Source organism: Chromobacterium rhizoryzae (assembly GCF_020544465.1).
Classification (GTDB): Bacteria; Pseudomonadota; Gammaproteobacteria; order Burkholderiales; family Chromobacteriaceae; genus Chromobacterium.
Window position 1 is genome coordinate 857,581 of the sequence record NZ_CP066126.1, and the last position, 18,633, is coordinate 876,213.

General features: G+C 66.8%; 5 protein-coding genes, 2 tRNA genes and 2 pseudogenes (1 of these 9 only partly in view). 4 read left to right on the forward strand and 5 right to left on the reverse strand.

The genetic code is table 11. The features are described 5' to 3' along the window. Positions 1 to 6,820, reverse strand: partial view of a jagaricin-like haemolysin non-ribosomal peptide synthetase HmlB gene (gene hmlB, locus JC616_RS03855; protein ID WP_227106806.1) — the 5' portion only. It extends 2,189 nt beyond the left edge of the window; only the first 6,820 of its 9,009 coding nucleotides appear in the window; the start codon lies at positions 6,818 to 6,820; its stop codon lies off the left edge, out of view. Further along, positions 6,817 to 13,143, reverse strand: coding sequence for a jagaricin-like haemolysin non-ribosomal peptide synthetase HmlA (hmlA, locus tag JC616_RS03860; RefSeq protein ID WP_227106808.1), 6,327 nt, complete (start codon positions 13,141 to 13,143; stop codon positions 6,817 to 6,819). Before hmlA ends, hmlB begins: the two co-directional genes overlap by 4 nt. A 300-nt stretch (positions 13,144 to 13,443) precedes the next feature. Here hmlA and JC616_RS03865 point away from each other — a divergent pair, with 300 nt between their 5' ends. Then, positions 13,444 to 15,198, forward strand: coding sequence for a cholesterol oxidase substrate-binding domain-containing protein (locus tag JC616_RS03865; protein WP_227106810.1), 1,755 nt, complete (start codon positions 13,444 to 13,446; stop codon positions 15,196 to 15,198). 768 nt (positions 15,199 to 15,966) lie between these two features. On the opposite strand, the gene JC616_RS03870 is transcribed toward JC616_RS03865, so the two are convergent. After that, positions 15,967 to 16,236 carry a CopG family ribbon-helix-helix protein gene (locus JC616_RS03870; protein ID WP_227106812.1) on the reverse strand — a complete coding sequence of 90 codons (270 nt, stop codon included), beginning with the start codon at positions 16,234 to 16,236 and terminating at the stop codon, positions 15,967 to 15,969. A 284-nt stretch (positions 16,237 to 16,520) separates the two neighbouring features. Here JC616_RS03870 and JC616_RS03875 point away from each other — a divergent pair. The 3 genes from JC616_RS03875 (at position 16,521) to JC616_RS03885 (ending at position 17,476) form a co-directional block, all read left to right on the forward strand. After that, positions 16,521 to 16,601: transfer RNA gene (locus JC616_RS03875), tRNA-Ile, on the forward strand. Between the two features lie 6 nt (positions 16,602 to 16,607). After that, a tRNA-Leu gene (locus JC616_RS03880) sits at positions 16,608 to 16,696 on the forward strand. A 474-nt stretch (positions 16,697 to 17,170) separates the two neighbouring features. Next, entirely contained in the window at positions 17,171 to 17,476 is a 306-nt protein-coding gene (locus JC616_RS03885) for an H-NS histone family protein (RefSeq protein WP_227106814.1), read from the forward strand. Between the two features lie 111 nt (positions 17,477 to 17,587). Here the strand turns inward: JC616_RS03885 and JC616_RS24625 are convergent. Together JC616_RS24625 and JC616_RS03895 are read right to left on the reverse strand one after the other, a co-directional pair. After that, a pseudogene (locus JC616_RS24625) lies at positions 17,588 to 18,281 on the reverse strand (IS3 family transposase); the annotation flags it as partial. Between the two features lie 91 nt (positions 18,282 to 18,372). Further along, positions 18,373 to 18,576 (reverse strand): annotated as a pseudogene (locus tag JC616_RS03895) (transposase); the annotation flags it as partial. Between the last annotated feature and the right edge of the window lie 57 nt (positions 18,577 to 18,633).

The following is an 18,633-nucleotide window of genomic DNA, read 5'->3' on the forward strand; positions in this document are numbered from 1 at the left end:
CCCAGCGGTCCAGCAGATAGAGGCGGACGCCGGCCATGCCGCGGCCTATGGACGGCAGCGGCTCGAGCGCGTCGCAGGCCTGCATGCTGGCGCAGACCGTGGCCTCGGTCGGGCCGTAGGCGTTGACCACGCGGCGCTTGGCGGCCCAGCGCGCCAGCAGGCCGGGCGCGGCGGTTTCACCGGCGGAGATCAGGGTGCGCAGGCCGGGCAGGTCGTCTTGCTCCAGCGCCGCCAGCAGCGCCGGCGGCAGGGTGGCGTGGGTCAGGCCGTGACGCCGCGCGGCGCGGCGCAGTGCGCCGGCCGGGTCTTGAGCGGCGTCGGCTTCCGGCAGGCACAGGGCCGCGCCGCTGCCCAGGGCCATGAAGATTTCCGACACCGAGGCGTCGAAGCTCAGCGGGGCGAACTGGTAGACGCGGCTGCCGGCGTCCACCTGGAAAACCTCGCATTGGGCGCGGCAGAGGTTGGCGACGCCGCGATGGCTGACGCCCACGCCCTTGGGCCAGCCGGTGGAGCCTGAGGTGTAGATCAGATAGGCCAGATTGTCGACGCCGGCGGTGCAGGGCGGCGCGGCGTCCTGCGCGGCGTCAGCAGCGTCTGGGGCTTGGTCCAGCAAGAGCAGCTTGGCCGGCAGCCGGCTCAGCGTCGGCAGCAGGCGTGTTTCGCTGAGCAGGATGGCGGCGCCGCTGTCGGCCAGCATATAGTCCAGCCGTTCGGCCGGATAGGCCGGGTCCAGCGGCAGATAGACGGCGCCGGCCTTCAGCGTGGCCAGCAGCGCCGTCACCGCGTCCGCGCCGCGCGGCAGCAGCACGCCCACCACGGTTTCCGGGCCGGCGCCCAGCGCTTGCAGCCGGTGGGCCAGTTGGTTGGCGCGGCGCTCCAGTCCGGCGTAATCGAGCGCGCCGTTCTCGTCCAGCAGCGCCGGCGCGCGCGGCGCGGCGGCGGCCTGGCGCTCGAACAGGCGCTGCGCCAGTTCCGGCGAGGCCAGCGGCGGCCGGGCGGCGTCGGCGATCCGCGCCCGCCGCGTGTCCGCGGGCAGCAGCTCGATGGAGGCGACGGCGGCGTCCGGCGCGGCGACCATGCGTTCCGCCACCGCGAGCCAGCGTTGCAGCAATTCCTCGGCCGCCGCGTCGGCGACGCGGCTGCGGTCGAAGGTGAGCTTGACGGTCAGGGCCGCGCCGGGGATCACGGCCAGCGTCAGCGGGTAGTTGGTGTGTTCGCTGAAGCGCGGCGTTTCAAAGCCTAGGCCGGCGGCCTCGTCGCGCAGCAGCGCGTCGGCGGGGTAGTTCTCGAAGACCAGCAGCGAGTCGAACAACTGGGCGTTGTCGCGGCCGGCCCAGCGCTGGACGTCCACCAGCCGGTTGTGGGCGTAGTCCTGCACCAGGGCCTGATCGGCCTGCACCTGGGCCAGCAGCGCGCGCGTGTCGGCGGCCGGATTGAGCCGCACCCGCAAGGGCAGGGTGTTGATGAACAGCCCTATCATTTCGCCTATGCCGGGCAGATCGCCGTTGCGGCCGGACAGGGCCGCGCCGAACACGATGTCCTCGCCGTGGCCGCTGCGCGCCAGGGTCAGCGCCCAGGCGGCCTGGAACAGGGTGTTCAGCGTGCTGGCGCAAGCCTGCATCGCGGCGGCGGCGCGCGCGCTCCACTCCGGCGACAGCCGGATTTCCCGCTCGACGAAGTCGGCGCCGCCGCCGGCGGGGCCGGCGAGCAGGGTGGGCTGTTCCAGCCCGGAGAAATAGCGGCGCCAGAAGCGCTCGTCCGAGCGGGCGCGGCGGCCGGCGCGGTCCAGCCAGCCGATATAGGCGGAGAACGGCCGCGCCGGCGGCAGGGCCGGGGCCTCGCCGCGGCTGAGCGCGCGGTACAGGGTCAGCAGCTCGCGGAAGAACAGCGGCAGCGACCAGCCGTCCAGCAGCAGGTGGTGATAGCTCCAGATCCAGCGCCAGCGGTCCTGGCCCAGGCGGATCAGCGCCAGCCGCATCAGCGGCGCGGCGTCCAGCGCGAACGGCCGCGCGGCGTCGGCGGCCAGATAGTCGGCCAGCGCGGCCTCGGGCTCGGCCAGGCCGGACCAGTCCAGCCGGCTGATCGGCAGCGGCGCCGCGCGCATCGCCGCCTGCAGCGGCTGGGCCAGGCCCTGCCAGTGGAAGCCGGAGCGCAGCAGCGGATGACGCGCCAGCATCGCGCGCCAGGCCTCGGCGAAGGCGTCCGGGTCCAGCGGGCCGTTGACCACGTTGCTGAGCTGTTCCAGATAAGCGCCGTCGGCGGCGTCGGCCACGCTGTGGAACAGCATGCCCTGTTGCAGTGGGGACAGCGGATAGAGATCGTCGAAAGGGCCGCTCCGGCGCGCCAGCTCTTCCACGGCGGCCTGCTCCAGCCGCGCCAGCGGGTAATCGGCGGCCAGCAGCGGCGCGGCCTCGATCTCGTCCAGCGCCAGCGCGAGTTCGCGGGCGAAGGCGTCGGCCCAGCCGGCGACGGTGGCCGCTTCGAACTGGACGCCGGGGTAGCGCCAGTCCACGCGCAGCCTGCCGTCCAGCACCACCAGCACCAGGTCCAGCGCGAAGGGGCGCAGGTTGGCGGCGGCGCGTTCGCCGGCAATCAGCTCGGGCCGCAGTTGGAACCAGGCGTTGTCGACGCCGCGCGGCGCGCCCAGGTAATTGAAGCTGATTTCCGGCAGGCCGGCCGCGTCCAGCCGCCGGCGCGCCTCTTTGTCCGGCCCCAGCCAGCGCGCCTGGCCGTATTCCGGCGCGATGGGGGTCAACAGCGACAAGGGCGCGGCGATGGCGGCCAAGAGTTCGGCCGCGCCGGCGGCGGTGGCGTCGCCGGCCACGCTCAGCGGATACAGCGCGGTGAACCAGCCCATGGTGCGGGACAGGTCCAGGCTGGATTCCGCGTCGCGGCCATGGTGTTCCAGCGTCACAGCGAAGCGCGGCGCGTCTAGCCGGGAGGCCAGCGCGCGCCATAAGGCCAAGAGCAGCAGGGCGCTGACGCGCTGGCCGGCGGCGCGGGCCCCGGCGGCCAGCAGGCGGCCGGTCAAGGCCGCGTCCAGCTCGCGGCTGAGCAGCCGCGAGGCGGCTTCGGTATTGGCCGCCGGCGCAGCGAAGTCGCGGCGCAGCGTCGGGAAGCCGGCCGCGGCCTGGCCGAGCCAGGGCGCGGGGTCCGCCTCGGCGGCGTCGGCCCGCTGCCGCTCCGCCCAGCGCCGCCAGTTGGCGGGCACGGCGGCGAGCCGCGGGGCTTCGCCGCGCGTCAGCGCGTCCAGCGCTTGCGTCAGATCGTCCAGCAGAATGCCCCAGGACACCGCGTCCACCGCCAGATGGTGGACGATCAGCGCCAGCAGCGGCGCTTGCCGGCCGCGGCGCAGCAAGAGCGCGCGGGCCAGCGGGCCGGCGTCCGGGTCCAGCTGGCGCTGGGCCTGTTCTATCGCCGCGCGCGCGGCCTCCTCGCTCTCGTCCGCCAGCTCCAGTTCGCGGCAGGGCCAGCCGCCGGCCGCCTCGGCCAGCGCCGGCTCCGGCGCGAAGCGCAGGCGGAAGGCGTCGTGGCGCGCGGCCACGGCGTCGAGCGCGGCTTGCAGCCGGGCCGCGTCCACGGGACGGGCCAGTTGCAGCGCCAGCGCCTGGTTCCAGTGCCGCGGCTCGGCCAGCTCCTGGCCGGCGAACCAGCGCTGGATGGGCGTGGCCGGCAGCGGGCCGGCGGCCGCGGCGTCTTCCTCGGCCGCCGCCGTGCTGAGCGCGGCGGCCAGCTGGCGGATGCTGGGCTCCAGCAGCAGCTGGCGCGGACTCAGCGCCAGGCCTTGCGCGCGGGCGCGGGCGACCACTTGCAGCGAGAGGATGGAATCGCCGCCGAGGGCGAAGAAGTTGTCGTCGATGCCGGGCAGCGGCACGGCGAGGACGTCGGCCCAGATCTGGGCCAGCGCGCGTTCGGCGTCCGAGCGGGCTTCGACGCGCAGGGCGGCGCTGGCCGCTTGCGGCGCGGGCAACGCTGTGCGGTCCACCTTGCCGTGATGGGTCAGCGGGAAACGCTCCAGCGCCACGATGACGGCGGGCAGCATGTGTTCGGGCAGTTCGGTGGCCAGCGCGGCGCGCAGCGCGGTGGGTTCGGCGTCGCCGACGGCGTAGGCGACCAGCCGCGGCTCGCCGGCGGCGGGGCGGTCCAGCAGCACCAGCGCCTCGCGCACCTCGGGCAGCCGGCACAGCGCGGTCTCGATCTCGCCCAGTTCGATGCGGAAGCCGCGCAGCTTGACCTGATGATCGGCGCGGCCCAGGTATTCGATCTCGCCGTCGGCGCGGCGGCGGGCCAGATCGCCGGAGCGATACAGGCGAGAGCCGTCGGCGGCGAAGGGGTTGGGCAGGAAACGGGAGGCGGTCAGCGCCGGGCGGTTCCAATAGCCGCGGGCGACGCCGGGTCCGCCGACATAGATCTCGCCGGGCACGCCGACGGGCACCGGCTGCAGGAAGCGGTCCAGCAGATGGAAGGCCAGATCGGCAATCGGCTGGCCGATCACCTGGCCGCGACGAGCGTCGAGATCGGCCTGACGGATGGCGCGCTCGGTCACGTGGACGGTGGTTTCGGTGATGCCGTACATATTGACCAGCTCGGGACGCTGGTCGCCGCGTTGTTGGAACCAGGGTTCCAGGCTGGCCAGTTCCAGCGCTTCGCCGCCGAAGATCACCAGGCGCAAGTCGGGCAAGGCGTGCTCAGAGGAAGCGGGAATCAACTGGCGGAAGGCGGCCGGGGTCTGGTTCAACACCGATACCCGGTGCTGTTGCAGCCAGCCGGCGAAGGCCTCCGGCGAGCGGGACACCCAATAAGGCACTACCAGGCAAGTGCCGCCGAACAGCAGCGGCCCCCAGATCTCCCATACCGAGAAATCGAAGGCGTAGGAGTGGAACAGCGACCACACATCGTCGGGCCCGAAGGCGAAACGCTCGGCGGTGGCGGCGATCAATCGGACCACATTGTGATGGCTGACCACGCAGCCCTTGGGGGTGCCGGTGGAGCCGGAGGTGTAGATGACGTAGGCGGCCTGCTGCGGATGCAGACGGCGCGGCGGCGGGGTGTCGTCGCCGGAGGAGACGGCGACGTCCAGCCAACGCAGCGCCAGGCCGGCGGGCAGGGCGTCGGCGGATTCGGCGTCGCCGACGACAACGTGGATGGCGCTATCGCGGACCAGAAACTCCAGGCGCTCGGCGGGATAGCCGGGGTCCAGCGGCACATAGGCGGCGCCGGCCTTGAGGATGGCGAGGATGGCGACCAGCAGATCCGGCTGGCGCTGGCAGCACAGGCCGACGCGCTGTTCCGGACTGACGCCGAGTTGCAGCAATTGCCGGGCCAGCTGATTGGCGCGGGCGTCCAGCTCGCGGTAGCGCAGCGCGGCGGTGTCGCCCTGGACGGCGATACGCTCGGGGAAGGCCTGGGCGGCGTGTTCGAACCAGGCGCAGAGATCGGGATGCGGCGGCGCGACGACGAGAGGCGTCGGGCCCAGGGCCTGGGCGGCTTGTTCGGCGTTCAGCAGCGGCAGCCGCGCCAGCGGGCAATCCGGCTGCGCCGTCGCCGCCTGCAATAGCTGGCGGTAGTGTTCCAGCCAGCGGGCGGCGGTGTCGGCGCCGATCAGGCCGGCGCGGTATTCCAGCGTGGCGCGCAGGCCGTCGCCGTCCGGCTCCAGCATCAGGCTCAGGTCGAACTTGGCGTCGGCGGGAAACAGCGGCAGCGCTTCCGCCTCCACGCCCTGCCAGTCCAGGCGGCCCAGCGGCGCGTTCTGCAGCGCGAACAAGGCGCGGAACGGCGCGTCCTGGGCCTGGGCGCGCGGGCCGGCCAGCTTCACCACTTGATCGAAGGGCGCGTGCTGATGGGCGAAGGCGTCCAGGCAGCCGGCGCGGTTGCGCGCCAGCAATTGGGCGAAGCTGGGCGCGCCGCTCAAATCCTGGCGCAGGATCAGGGTGTTGACGAAGAAGCCCAGGGTTTGTTCGAACTCGGCGCGGTCGCGGTTGGCCACCGGGCTGCCGACGCAGATGTCCTCGCGTCCGCTCAGCCGCTGCAGCAGCGCCTGGAAGCCGGACAGCAGGGCCATGAACAAGGTGGCGTCGGCGGCGCGGGCCTGGACGCGCAGCGCCTCGGTCAGCGCGGCCGGCAGCGTCAGGCTGACGTGGCCGGCGGCTTCGCTCCGGCTTGGGCCGGCGGCGTAATCGCCGGGCAGCTCCATCTCGCCGTCCAGGCCGGCCAGCCGTTCGCGCCAGTAGCTCAAGGCCTCGTCGTCTTGGACGCGGGTTTCGCGTTCCCATTCCGAGAAATCGGCGTATTGCAGCGCCTCGGGCAGGGCCGGCGCGGGCAGACCGGCGGCCAGCGCCGGATAGAGCGCGCCCAGCTCGCGCACCAGCACGCCCAGCGACCAGCCGTCGCAGGCGATGTGATGGATCACGATGGACAGCACATGATGTTGCGGGCCGAGGACGAACAGGCGGGCCCGGATCACCGGATCGCGCCGCAAATCAAAGCGCAGGGCGGCTTCCGCGCGCAGCAGCGCCGTCAGGCCGGCCTCGTCGCAGGCGGTGAGCGGCAGCTCGCAGCCGGCTTCCGGGCGGATCAATTGGCAGGGTTCGCCGTCGATCAGATCGTATTGGGTGCGCAGGATCTCGTGGCGCGCCACCAGGGCGCCCAGCGCGGCTTGCAGCGCGTCGGCGTCCAGCGCGCCGCGCAGGCGCAGGGCCAGCGGGATGTGGTAGGCGGTGGAGTCCGGCTCAAGGTCGGTCAGCGTCCATAAGCGGCGCTGGGCGCCGGATTGCGGGAAAACATAGGCGTCGAAAGAGGCGTGGGCGTCGATTGCGTTCATGGTTGGCCTTGCTTGGACTGCTGGAATGAGGTGTCGCCGTCGGCGCCGGGTGTGACGCGCGCGAGTTGGCGGCGCGCCGGCCGCACCGGCGCGGCGGCCGAGGCCTGGCCGCGCAGCGCGTCGGCGGCTTGCGCCAGTTCCGCCGCGCGCGGATGTTCGAACAAGAGGCGCAGCGGCAGCGGCACGCCCAGGCGCTCGCGCAGCCGGTTGGCGGCGCGCACCGCCAGGATGGAGTCGCCGCCCAGCTCGAAGAAGCTTTCGTCTCGGCTGACTTGCGGCAGCTGCAAGAGCTCGGCGAAGGCTTCGGCCACCAGGTATTCGCTGGGCGTGCGCGGCGCTTCGAAGGCGCGCCGGGCCAGCGGCTCCGGCGCCGGCAGCGCGGCGCGGTCCACCTTGCCGTGATGGGTCAGCGGGAAGCGCTCTAGCGTCACGATGACGGCGGGCAGCATGTGTTCGGGCAGCTCGGCGGCCAGCGCGGCGCGCAAGGCGGCCGGCTCGGCGTCGCCGACGGCGTAGGCGACCAGCCGCGGCTCGCCGGCGGCGGAACGGTCCAGCAGCACCAGCGCCTCGCGCACCGCGGGCAGCCGGCACAGCGCGGCTTCGATCTCACCCAGCTCAATGCGGAAGCCGCGCAGCTTGACCTGATGATCGGCGCGGCCCAGGTATTCGATCTCGCCGTCGGCGCGGCGGCGAGCCAGATCGCCGGAGCGATACAGACGGGAGCCGTCCGTGGCGAAGGGATTGGGCAGGAAACGGGAAGCGGTCAGCGCCGGACGGTTCCAATAGCCGCGGGCGACGCCGGGGCCGCCGACATAGATCTCGCCGGGCACGCCGACGGGCACCGGCTGCAGGAAACGGTCCAGCAGATGGAAGGCCAGATCGGGAATCGGCTGGCCGATGACCTGCCCTTTTCGGGCGTCCAGATCGGCCTGACGGATGGCGCGCTCGGTCACGTGCACGGTGGTTTCAGTGATGCCGTACATATTGACCAGCTCGGGACGGCTATCGCCGCGTTGTTGGAACCAGGGTTCCAGGCTGGCCAGTTCCAGCGCTTCGCCGCCGAAGATCACCAGGCGCAAGTCGGGCAAGGCGTGCTCAGAGGAAGCGGGAATCAACTGGCGGAAGGCGGCCGGGGTCTGGTTCAACACCGATACCCGGTGCTGTTGCAGCCAGCCGGCGAAGGCCTCGGGTGAGCGCGACACCCAGTAAGGCACCACCAGGCAAGTGCCGCCGAACAGCAGCGGCCCCCAGATCTCCCACACCGAGAAATCGAAGGCGTAGGAGTGGAATAGCGACCAGACATCGTCGGGCCCGAAAGCGAAGCGCTCCGAGGTGGCGGCGATCAGGCGGACCACATTGTGATGGCTGACCACGCAGCCCTTGGGGGTGCCGGTGGAACCTGAGGTGTAGATGACGTAGGCGGCCTGCTGCGGATGCAGGCGGTGCGGCGGCGGGGTGTCGTCGCCGGACGAAATGGCGACGTCCAGCCAGCGCAGCGCCAGTCCGGCGGGCAGGGCGTCGGCGGATTCGGCGTCGCCGACGACAACGTGGATGGCGCTGTCGCGGACCAGGAACTCCAGGCGCTCGGCGGGATAGCCGGGGTCCAGCGGCACATAGGCGGCGCCGGCTTTAAGGATGGCGAGGATGGCGACCAGCAGATCCGGCTGGCGCTGGCAGCAGAGTCCGACGCGCTGCTCGGGCAGCACGCCGAGCTGGAGCAATTGGCGGGCCAATTGATTGGCGCGGGCGTCCAGTTCGCGGTAGCGCAGCGCGGCGGTGTCGCCCTGGACGGCGACGCGTTCGGGGAAGGCCTGGGCGGCGTGCTCGAACCAGCTGCACAGATCGGGATGCGGCGGCGCGACGACGAGAGGCGTCGGGCCCAGGGCCTGGGCGGTTTGCTCTGCGTTCAGCAGCGGCGCGGCCAGCCAGTCGGCGTCCGGGTCGGCGGCCAGCGCCGTCAGCGCCTGTTGCAGATAGGCGGCCATGTCCTCGATCTGCGGCGCGTCGAATTCCGCCTCGTCCCAGGCCAGCGTCAGCTCCAGGCCCTGGTCGCGCGGGTCCCGGCTGAACTGCACCAGGCAGGGGAAGTCGGTTTCCTCGAACACTTCCACGCCTTCCACCGTCACCTCCGGCAAGCGCAGCGCCTGTCCGTAGACATGGAAGTGGATGTAGTTGAAACCGACCTCGAAGCCGCGCCGCCCCTGATTCAGTTGCATGACGGCGGCCAGCGGCAGGCGGCGCAAGGGCTGCAGCGCGGTTTCCTCGGCGAAGACGCCGCGCGCCAATTGCGCCCAGCTGCCGGCTTGCAGCGCCACGTTCAGCGGCAGGGTGTTCAGGAACAGGCCCAGCGCGGCGGCGCTGTCTTCGCGCTCGGGGCGGCTGTGGGTGACGTAGCCGGTGCTGGCGGCGGCGGAACCGGTCAGCAGCGCCAGCACGCGCAGATGGGCGGTCAGCAGCACGGTCTTGAGCGGCAGCGCCAGCCGCACGGCGGCGGCGTCCAGCGCGCCGGACAGTTCGGCCGGCAGCATGCGGCTGAGGCGGCGGACGCTGCGCGCGCCGGCGGCTGGGCGCGCAGGCCTCAGCCGGGGCAGGATGGAGGCTTCCGTTCCGGCCAGCCGTCGTTGCCAGGCCGCTTTCAGCGCCGGGTCCTTCTCGGCCTGTTTCTCTTGCTGGATGAACAGCGCGCTCAGCGCGCCGGCCGCGTCGCTGCCGGCCGCGCTGTCCGGCTGGCGGGCCAGCCGCAGCAAGTCGGTGACCAGGGTGGCCACGCTCCAGCCGTCCAGAATCGCGTGATGGAAGCTCAGCGTTAGCCGCGCGCGGCCGGTTTCCAGCCGGAACAGGGCGAGGCGCAGCAGCGGCGGAGATTGCGGCTGGAAGGGCCGGGCTTTTTCCGCGGCGACGAAGTCGGCCAGCGCCCGGCTTTGCGCCTCGGGCGCCAGTGCGCGCAAGTCGGCGACGCTCAAAGGAATGTCGCCGTCGCGATGGATCAGTTGCAGCGGTTCCGAGTAGGCGTTCCAGTGGAAGGTGGTGCGCAGCGCGGCGTGGCGTTCCGCCAGGCGGCGAACGGCGGCGCGCCAGGCGGCCTCGTCCCAGGGCAGGCGCAGGTCGAAGCTGAAGATGTCGTGGAAGATGGCGCCGTTTTGCGACAGCTCGCTGTGGAACAGCATGCCGGCTTGCAGCCGCGACATCGGCAGCGCTTCGATCACATCGTCGGGCAAGCGCAGCCGGTCGGCGTCGGCAATCAGGGAGAAGGGCCGCCGCGCGGCGGCTTCGTGGCCGGCGGCCGCGTCCGGCGCTTCGCACAGCTGACGGATGGTGGGCAGGCTGAACAGTTTTTGCACGCTCAGGGCCAGGCCCTGGTCGCGGGCGCGGGCGACCACTTGCAGCGAGAGGATGGAATCGCCGCCGAGGGCGAAGAAGTTGTCGTCGATGCCGGGTGTGGGCACGGCGAGGACGTCGGCCCAGATCTGGGCCAGCGCGCGTTCGGCGTCCGAGCGGGCTTCGACGCGCAAGGCGGCGCTGGCCGCTTGCGGCGCGGGCAGCGCGGCGCGGTCCACCTTGCCGTGATGGGTCAGCGGGAAGCGCTCCAGCGTCACGATGACGGCGGGCAGCATATGCTCGGGCAGCTCGGCGGCCAGCGCGGCGCGCAAGGCGGCCGGCTCGGCGTCGCCGACGGCGTAGGCGACCAGCCGCGGCTCGCCGGCGGCGGGACGGTCCAGCAGCACCAGCGCTTCGCGCACCGCGGGCAGCCGGCACAGCGCGGCTTCGATCTCGCCCAGCTCGATGCGGAAGCCGCGCAGCTTGACCTGATGGTCGGCGCGGCCCAGGTATTCGATCTCGCCGTCGGCGCGGCGGCGGGCCAGATCGCCGGAGCGGTACAGGCGGGAGCCGTCCGTGGCAAAGGGATTGGGCAGGAAACGGGAGGCGGTCAGCGCCGGACGGTTCCAATAGCCGCGGGCGACGCCGGGTCCGCCGACATAGATCTCGCCGGGCACGCCGATGGGCACCGGCTGCAGGAAGCGGTCCAGCAGATGGAAGGCCAGATCGGCAATCGGCTGGCCGATCACCTGGCCGCGACGAGCGTCGAGATCGGCCTGACGGATGGCGCGTTCGGTCACGTGGACGGTGGTTTCGGTGATGCCGTACATATTGACCAGCTCGGGACGCTGGTCGCCGCGTTGTTGGAACCAGGGCTCCAGGCTGGCCAGCTCCAGCGCCTCGCCGCCGAAGATCACCAGGCGCAAGTCGGGCAAGGCGTGAGCGGCGGCGGCGGGAATCAGCTGACGGAAGGCGGCCGGGGTCTGGTTCAACACCGACACCCGGTGCTGTTGCAGCCAGCCGGCGAAGGCCTCGGGTGAGCGCGACACCCAATAAGGCACTACCAGGCAAGTGCCGCCGAACAGCAGCGGCCCCCAGATCTCCCACACCGAGAAATCGAAGGCGTAGGAGTGGAATAGCGACCACACATCGTCGGGCCCGAAGGCGAAGCGCTCCGAGGTGGCGGCGATCAGGCGGACCACATTGTGGTGGCTGACCACGCAGCCCTTGGGGGTGCCGGTGGAGCCGGAGGTGTAGATGACGTAGGCGGCCTGCTGCGGATGCAGGCGGCGCGGCGGCGGGGTGTCGTCGCCGGAGGAGACGGCGACGTCCAGCCAGCGCAGGGCCAGGCCGGCGGGCAGGGCGTCGGCGGATTCGGCGTCGCCGACGACGACGTGGATGGCGCTGTCGCGGACCAGGAACTCCAGGCGCTCGGCGGGATAGCCGGGGTCCAGCGGCACATAGGCGGCGCCGGCCTTGAGGATGGCGAGGATGGCGACCAGCAGATCGGGCTGGCGTTGGCAGCAGAGTCCGACGCGCTGTTCCGGCAGCACGCCGAGTTGCAGCAATTGCCGGGCCAGCTGATTGGCGCGGGCGTCCAGTTCACGGTAGCGCAGCGCGGCGGTGTCGCCCTGAACGGCGATACGCTCGGGGAAGGCCTGGGCGGCGTGTTCGAACCAGGCGCACAGATCGGGATGCGGCGGCGCGACGGAAGCGGGCAAGGCGGCGGTGCGCGGCGGCTTGGCCAGCGTTTGCTGCGGATCGCGCAAGAGGCTGTGCAGCAAGGGTTCCACGCCGTCGATGAAGGCGGCGGCGTCCAGCTCGGCGAAGCCGGCCAGATTGTAATCAAGGTCCACTTTCACCGGCTGGCGGGAGTCCGCCTCGCGTACGAAGACCTTCAGCGGATAGTGCTGCGACAAGGCGCGCATCGCGGTCATATTGCTGACGGTGCCGTCGAACATGGCGTCGTAATCGTGCTTCTCAAACGACAGGCTGATTTCGTAGGGCAGCCGGTCCCGGCTAAGGCCTTCGGTTTCGCCTATCGGGAAGCGGTGATGGCGGAAGTCGGCTCTCAGTTCGCGCTGGATCAGGCTGAGCAGCTCGGCGAAGCTCCAGTGCGGCCGCAGCTTCAGACGCAGCGGGCACAGGCTGGCGAACAGGCCGGGGGTGTTCTTGGCCAAGGCGCTGCGGCGGTTGAGGATGGGCAGCGCCAGCAGCAGATCGTCGGCGCCGAATTCCCGCAGTGCGTGGGTGTAGATCAGGCCGATGAAAAAGTGGAAGACGGTGGCCTGGTGCGCGGCGGCCAGTTCGCCGATGCGGCTATAGCTTTCCGCCGATAGCTGGAAACTGCGCTGGCCGCAGGCCAGTTGTCCGCCGGCGTCGGCGAACAGCCGGGTTGAGTAGCCGGCGAGCTTGTCTTGCCAGTATTGCCGGTCTTTCTCGTAATGGCGCGACGCGTAGTAGCCGTCCTCTTCCTCCACCTGTTCGGCCGGCGTCATCGTCGACGCCGGTTCCGGCGACAGGCCTTGGCGCAGGCTGTTGTAGTAGCGGCATTTCTCGCCGTAGAGCCGGGCGATGGCCCAACCGTCGAAGGCGATGTGGTGGAAACGGCCGTACAGGATGAAATCCTCTTCCCCGTGCTGTAGCAGGGTGTAGGCGGCCAGCGGCGTTTGACCGTCGAAGGGGAAGGCGCGGGCGAAATCGCGCTCGGTCCATTGCTTGGCCGCGGCCTCCGGGTCCGCCTCGCCGCGGGTGTCTATCACCGTCAGTGGGCAAGGGTGGCGCGGGCAGAGCACCTGGCGCGGCTGACCGCCGGCTTCGTCTATGGCGATGCGCAACGCCGGCGTGTGTTCCATCAGGGAGACGAGCGCGGTTCGCAGGGTTTCGATATCGAGAGCGCCCTGGATTTTGATGAAACCGCCGATATTGAACAGTTCGGGCGCGGAGAATAACGATTGATGAAAATAGATTTCCAGCTGCCGGCGTGTAAGCGGGAAGGTTTTCATTTGAGTTATTCCAATCTTATTTAGAAAGTATTATGCCGAAATATGCTTTTGTACTGCCTTGTGTGTCGCGTAAATCTACACCGATGTGAATTAAATTAGTGAAGCAATTTAACTGGTAAATAAGTCAGGTTTTTAATACTTGCGGTACATGATAGCGTCATTCTATTAAGATAATGGGATAGCTGATGCAGCGATTCGCATTATTGATTTTCAAATATTCTTGCTGAATACGGTTTAAATGTTGCTTGTTTAACTCGTATTGTTTTTATCTTTACTTTTGCATTTGCGAGGAGTTTTGAAATGAGTTCGAATGATGCGGAAAAACCCTTGGCCGCCAGCCGTCGCGACTTTTTGACCGGAGCCTTGAAATTGACTTCCGCCGGGGCTTTGGCGGGCTGGTTGCCGGCCGAGCGGATCATGGCGGCGAGGCTGACTTGCAGTCAGCCCAACAACTTCCCGGCGGACATTCCCCTATATAAGCAAAGCTTCAAAAACTGGGCCGGCGACATCAAGGTGGACGATGTCTGGACTTGCGCGCCGCGTTCCGCGGACGAAGTGGTGAAGGTGGCCAACTGGGCCAAGGACAACGGCTACAAGGTGCGCGCGCGCGGCATGATGCACAACTGGTCGCCGTTGACGCTGGCCGCCGGCGTCAGCTGCCCGGCGGTGGTCTTGCTGGACACCACGCGCTATCTGACCGCGATGTCCGTCGACGCCTCGGGCCCGGTGGCCAAGGTCACCGCCCAGGCCGGCATCACCATGGAAGCCTTGCTCACCGGAATGGAAAAGGCCGGTCTGGGCGTGACCGCCGCGCCGGCGCCCGGGGATCTGACCCTGGGCGGGGTGCTGGCCATCAACGGCCACGGCACCGCGATTCCGGCCAAGGGCGAACGCCGCCTGGCCGGCGCCAGCTACGGCTCGATCAGCAATCTGGTGCTCAGCCTCACCGCCGTGGTCTACGACAAGGCCAGCGGCGCTTACGCCTTGCGCAAGTTTGCCCGCAACGATCCGCAGATCGCGCCGCTGCTGGCGCACGTGGGCCGTTCGCTGATCGTGGAGGCCACTTTGCAGGCGGCGCCCAACCAGCGCTTGCGCTGTCAGAGCTGGTTCAATATTCCCTACGGCGAAATGTTCGCCGCGGCGGGCAGCGGCGGGCGCACCTTCGCCAGCTATCTGGACAGCGCCGGCCGGGTGGAGGCGATCTGGTTCCCCTTCACCAGCAACCCCTGGCTCAAGGTGTGGACGGTGACGCCGAACAAGCCGCTGTTCTCCCGTCAGACCGACAAGCCGTTCAACTACCCCTTCTCGGATAATCTGCCCGACGAAGTGACCGATCTGGCCAACAAGATTCTGTCGCTGGGCGACGGCAAGCTGACGCCGGCCTTCGGCAAGGCGCAGTTCGCCGCGGCCAGCGCCGGCCTGGTGGCGACGGCCAGCTGGGACCTGTGGGGCTGGTCCAAAAACCTGCTGCTCTACGTCAAGCCCACCACCTTGCGCGTCACCGCCAACGGCTACGCGGTGCTGACCCGCCGCGAAAACGTGCAGCGCGTGCTCAACGAGTTCGTCACCTTCTATCAGGCGCGGGTGCAGGCCTATCAGCAACAGGGCCGCTATCCGATGAACGGGCCGGTGGAAATCCGCGTGACCGGGCTGGACGATCCTAGCGAGACGGCCTTGAACGGTAGCGTGGCGCCGGCCTTGTCCGCCATCCGCCCGCGGCCGGACCATCCGGAATGGAACGCCGCGGTGTGGCTGGACATCCTGACGCTGCCGGGCACGCCTTACGCCAACCAGTTCTATCGCGAGATAGAGCAGTGGATCGAGGCCAATTTCAACGGCTCCTACGCGGCGGTGCGTCCGGAATGGTCCAAGGGCTGGGGCTATACCGACCAGGCGGCGTGGGCGGATTCCGCCATGCTGCAAACGACCATTCCCAACGCCTTCCGCGCCGGCCAGCCGGCGGCGGCCAATTGGGACGCGGCCAAGGCGGCGCTGGCGACGTATGACCCCTACCGCCTGTTCTCCTCGCCCTTGCTGGACAGCCTGGGCCTCTGAACGGCTTTCCGACGCTGGAGCCTGTTGAAGACGGCGCGCCCTCCGATGACGGCGCGCCGTTTTTTGCCGCGCGCTCGCCTCCGCCGGGCCGCGGGCGCTACACTGCAAGCATCGCCGCCGCGCCGGATTCGCGCCCCTTAGCCCAGCCATGTCCACCTGCTACGCCCAAGTCGATTGTAATAATTCTGGGCCATTACTAACTATTAGCTGTTATTTTTTTCAATTAATTCATGGTTTTGTCGTTGTTAACTGTTTGGGTGGTTTTGGGGAGGAGGGGTATTACTAGCGCCACAGCGGTGAAGACAAGGAGATTTTGGTGAAACGCACGGCGTTATATGAACAGGCCGGAGCCAGAATGGAGGAGCAGCCTCCTTTGGTCACCCGAAGGCATCATGCTCGTTCGTGGATAGGTGAGATAGGACAGTCTCTTTGACCTAGAGACCACCAACGAAGGCGTTCCGTACCTCCTCGTTGATTTCTTTCTTCTTGCTCTGTACCCGCTCCCTCGGCCATCCTGGCAACAAACATAACATTGAATTCAAGGCCTTTTAAGGTCCTTTGAGGAGTGTGGTGTGACCGGAACCATAAGCTGGCCGCCCTTGAGAATCATAAGCTGGCCGCACACGAAATTCTGCACAAGCTCCTTCCATGCCACGGAAGTGAAGGCGATCACTAATGGGAGTTCACGGGCTAAGTCGTCATTGGACCATCTGTTTCCGGTGATCTGAGAGAGGAAAACGGGTACGACTTTGCTGCTCTGCTCTCAGATTAACGTGGTATCGGCTGCGGATTGTCTGTGTTTAGGCCATCCGCCCAGGACTGTACTGCCTGGTGGTGGATGACATGGCCAGCGTCTACGTCTTCCAGTGCTTCTCTAGTAAGTTGGGCGCGTTCTTCTTCTCGCTCGATCCAGGTGGACAAGGCCTGTTGCATGATCTCGTCGGGCGAGGTCTTCAAGCGACCGGCCATTTGGTCAATCTTGTCTACCAATGAGGTTGGAATCTCCAGAGTGACGACTCGGGTTGTAGGGGAAGCCATCTCGATCTCCTTAGCTAAGTTCGACTCGCGCTTGAACGATTGATGATTGAGAAGGATGAGTTAAAGAGTCACTTCCAATCATAGGTCATGATGACCTACATGAGTCGTGAACGGCAGGTTACCTGAAGCCGGGACTCAGTACCGGCTAGCTGCTGGCTCAGTAGACGAAGTTGTGCAAAATTTGCACGAGTTCAGTAAAAACAAGCAGAGGACAATGTGCAAGAAATGTACAGTGCATCGCCTCTCCGAGCCTCCAGTAGGACAGGGCTGGCACCACTTCCGCCAGGGCCTCTAGCTCATGCTTGGTTAGAGCAGCGGACTCATAATCCGTTGGTGCCGAGTTCGACTCTCGGGGGGACCCACCATCTCTCGCCCGGATGGTGAAATAGGTAGACACTACGGACTTAAAATCCGTCGCGCGGCTTCGCGCATGCCGGTTCGATTCCGGCTCCGGGCACCAAAGACCTTCTGACCTATCGCCTGCTCAGCAGGTCTCGCGCAGTCCCTGGTGGTTTGATTCGTTGGTCGCGGCTTTGGTGGTAAGGCGATAGAGGACAATCTCGTCATCGTCCCTTGCTCTTTTTTTAAACCATTCGATCAGACCTTCATGACTCGACGGCTCTAAAGCAAACCCTGCCGGAAACTCATGATTCAGCCTCTCCCCAAGGCTTTCATATGAGGCTGCACTACGTATTACCACATTAGATGCATCGTGGCTTAAGACAGCAATGTGAAGAGTGTTGCTCACAGTAAAATCCCCCATTCCAAAATGAGCAAAAACCCCAGCCGATATCTGGCGGAGAAAGGTCAGCGGCGTTAGCCCGATACATAGACTATACCTCCTTTGGAGGGGCTTTCAATATTTGAATTTCACTATTTCAATTGTATGCATGACTCCCTATAATCATCAAACCAACGATTAAAGGAACATGGTATGGAATTGTCCAAACTGGAATTCACTGCGCTGATTGCTCTGCAAGCTGACGTAGCAAGCGAGATTAAACGCCGCGAAGTAGAAGAAAAATCTAAAGCGAAGAAACAAATCATTGAGCTAGCCCGTGCCTATGGTTTGAGGGTGGAAGATGTGTTGAATAAGGAAGCTGCGGCTCGCAAACCTGTGGAGGCCAAGTATCGTAATCCTGACGATAGCAGAATCACTTGGTCGGGACGGGGACGCAAACCGACTTGGGTTCAAGCCTGGCTTGACGGCGGCAAAGCGTTGGAAGAGCTGTCCATCTAGCATTTGGCTGCGCCTTGGCCCCTTCCAAACTAACCGAGTAGTCTAAGTTGGGGATTTCCGGCTTCAAGGTAAGCAAGTTGGAATTGGCTCGGGGTCTGACCTAGCGAACATGTGCGGCCTGAATTCATTGTAATTCTGCCGCCAACGGTTCGATCTTGTCTCGAGCATCTTTCCGCGACAGAAACCAATGGACGTTCAGGCTGCCTTAAACGACTCGATAAAGGCATTATCCGTGGGGTTTCCTGGCCGCGAGAAGCCCAGCGTGACGCTTTGCTCATAGGCCCATTGATCCAGCGCCATGAGAAATAAACTCACTGCGGTTGTCGACCTGAATCCGCTGAGGTATTCCGCGCAAAGCTTGTACATTCCGCATGGTCGCAACGACATCCTCTGCTTTCAGCGCGAAGTCCACCGTGATTGCCTGGCTTTTCCGGCTAAAGTTATCCACTACAGTTAAGGCACGAATTCGCTGGTCATTAAGCAGCTGATCGGCCACGCAATCCATGCTCCAGCACGCATTCAGATTAGGGACGGTCGGCCGTGCAAGTCGATGGGCTGCTGACACACGCCGTCTGGGGTGTTTGCGCCGCAGGTTTAGCCCCTCCTCGCAATAGATCCGGTAGGTCTTCTTGTGATTGATCAGCCAACCCTATTGCCGCAGCAGGACCTGGATATGACGTGCCCCATTACGAATGCGCATGGCGGCAATCTCGCGAATTTGCTGCCGCTCCGTTCGATCGTCACGAGGGTGGGGATGATAAAAATACGTCGCTTGCCGCAACTGAATGATGGCTGTGGGGCGACGTTATACTGACACGGAACACATCGATCAGGAAGTTGGCTAGTTCGCGTTTGTTAGCCAGCTTCACCGCTTTTTTGGATAGCTTCCTGCCGTATCGGCCTATCCAGGCTCAGGCCTGCGACCATACGCTTGAGCCGGGCGTTTCTTCTTTCAATTGATTCAGACGACGTAGCTCGCTGACGCCCAGACCACCGTATTTCTTCTTCCAGTTGCAGAAGGTGGTTTCGGAGACGCCCATCTTGCGACAGACCTCGGCGACGGTGATGCCGGACTCCGCCTAGCGCAACGCGGAGGCGATCTGCTCTTCCGTGAACTTAGTTTTTCATGGTAAACCTCCTGCCCGAATAGGCTTAAA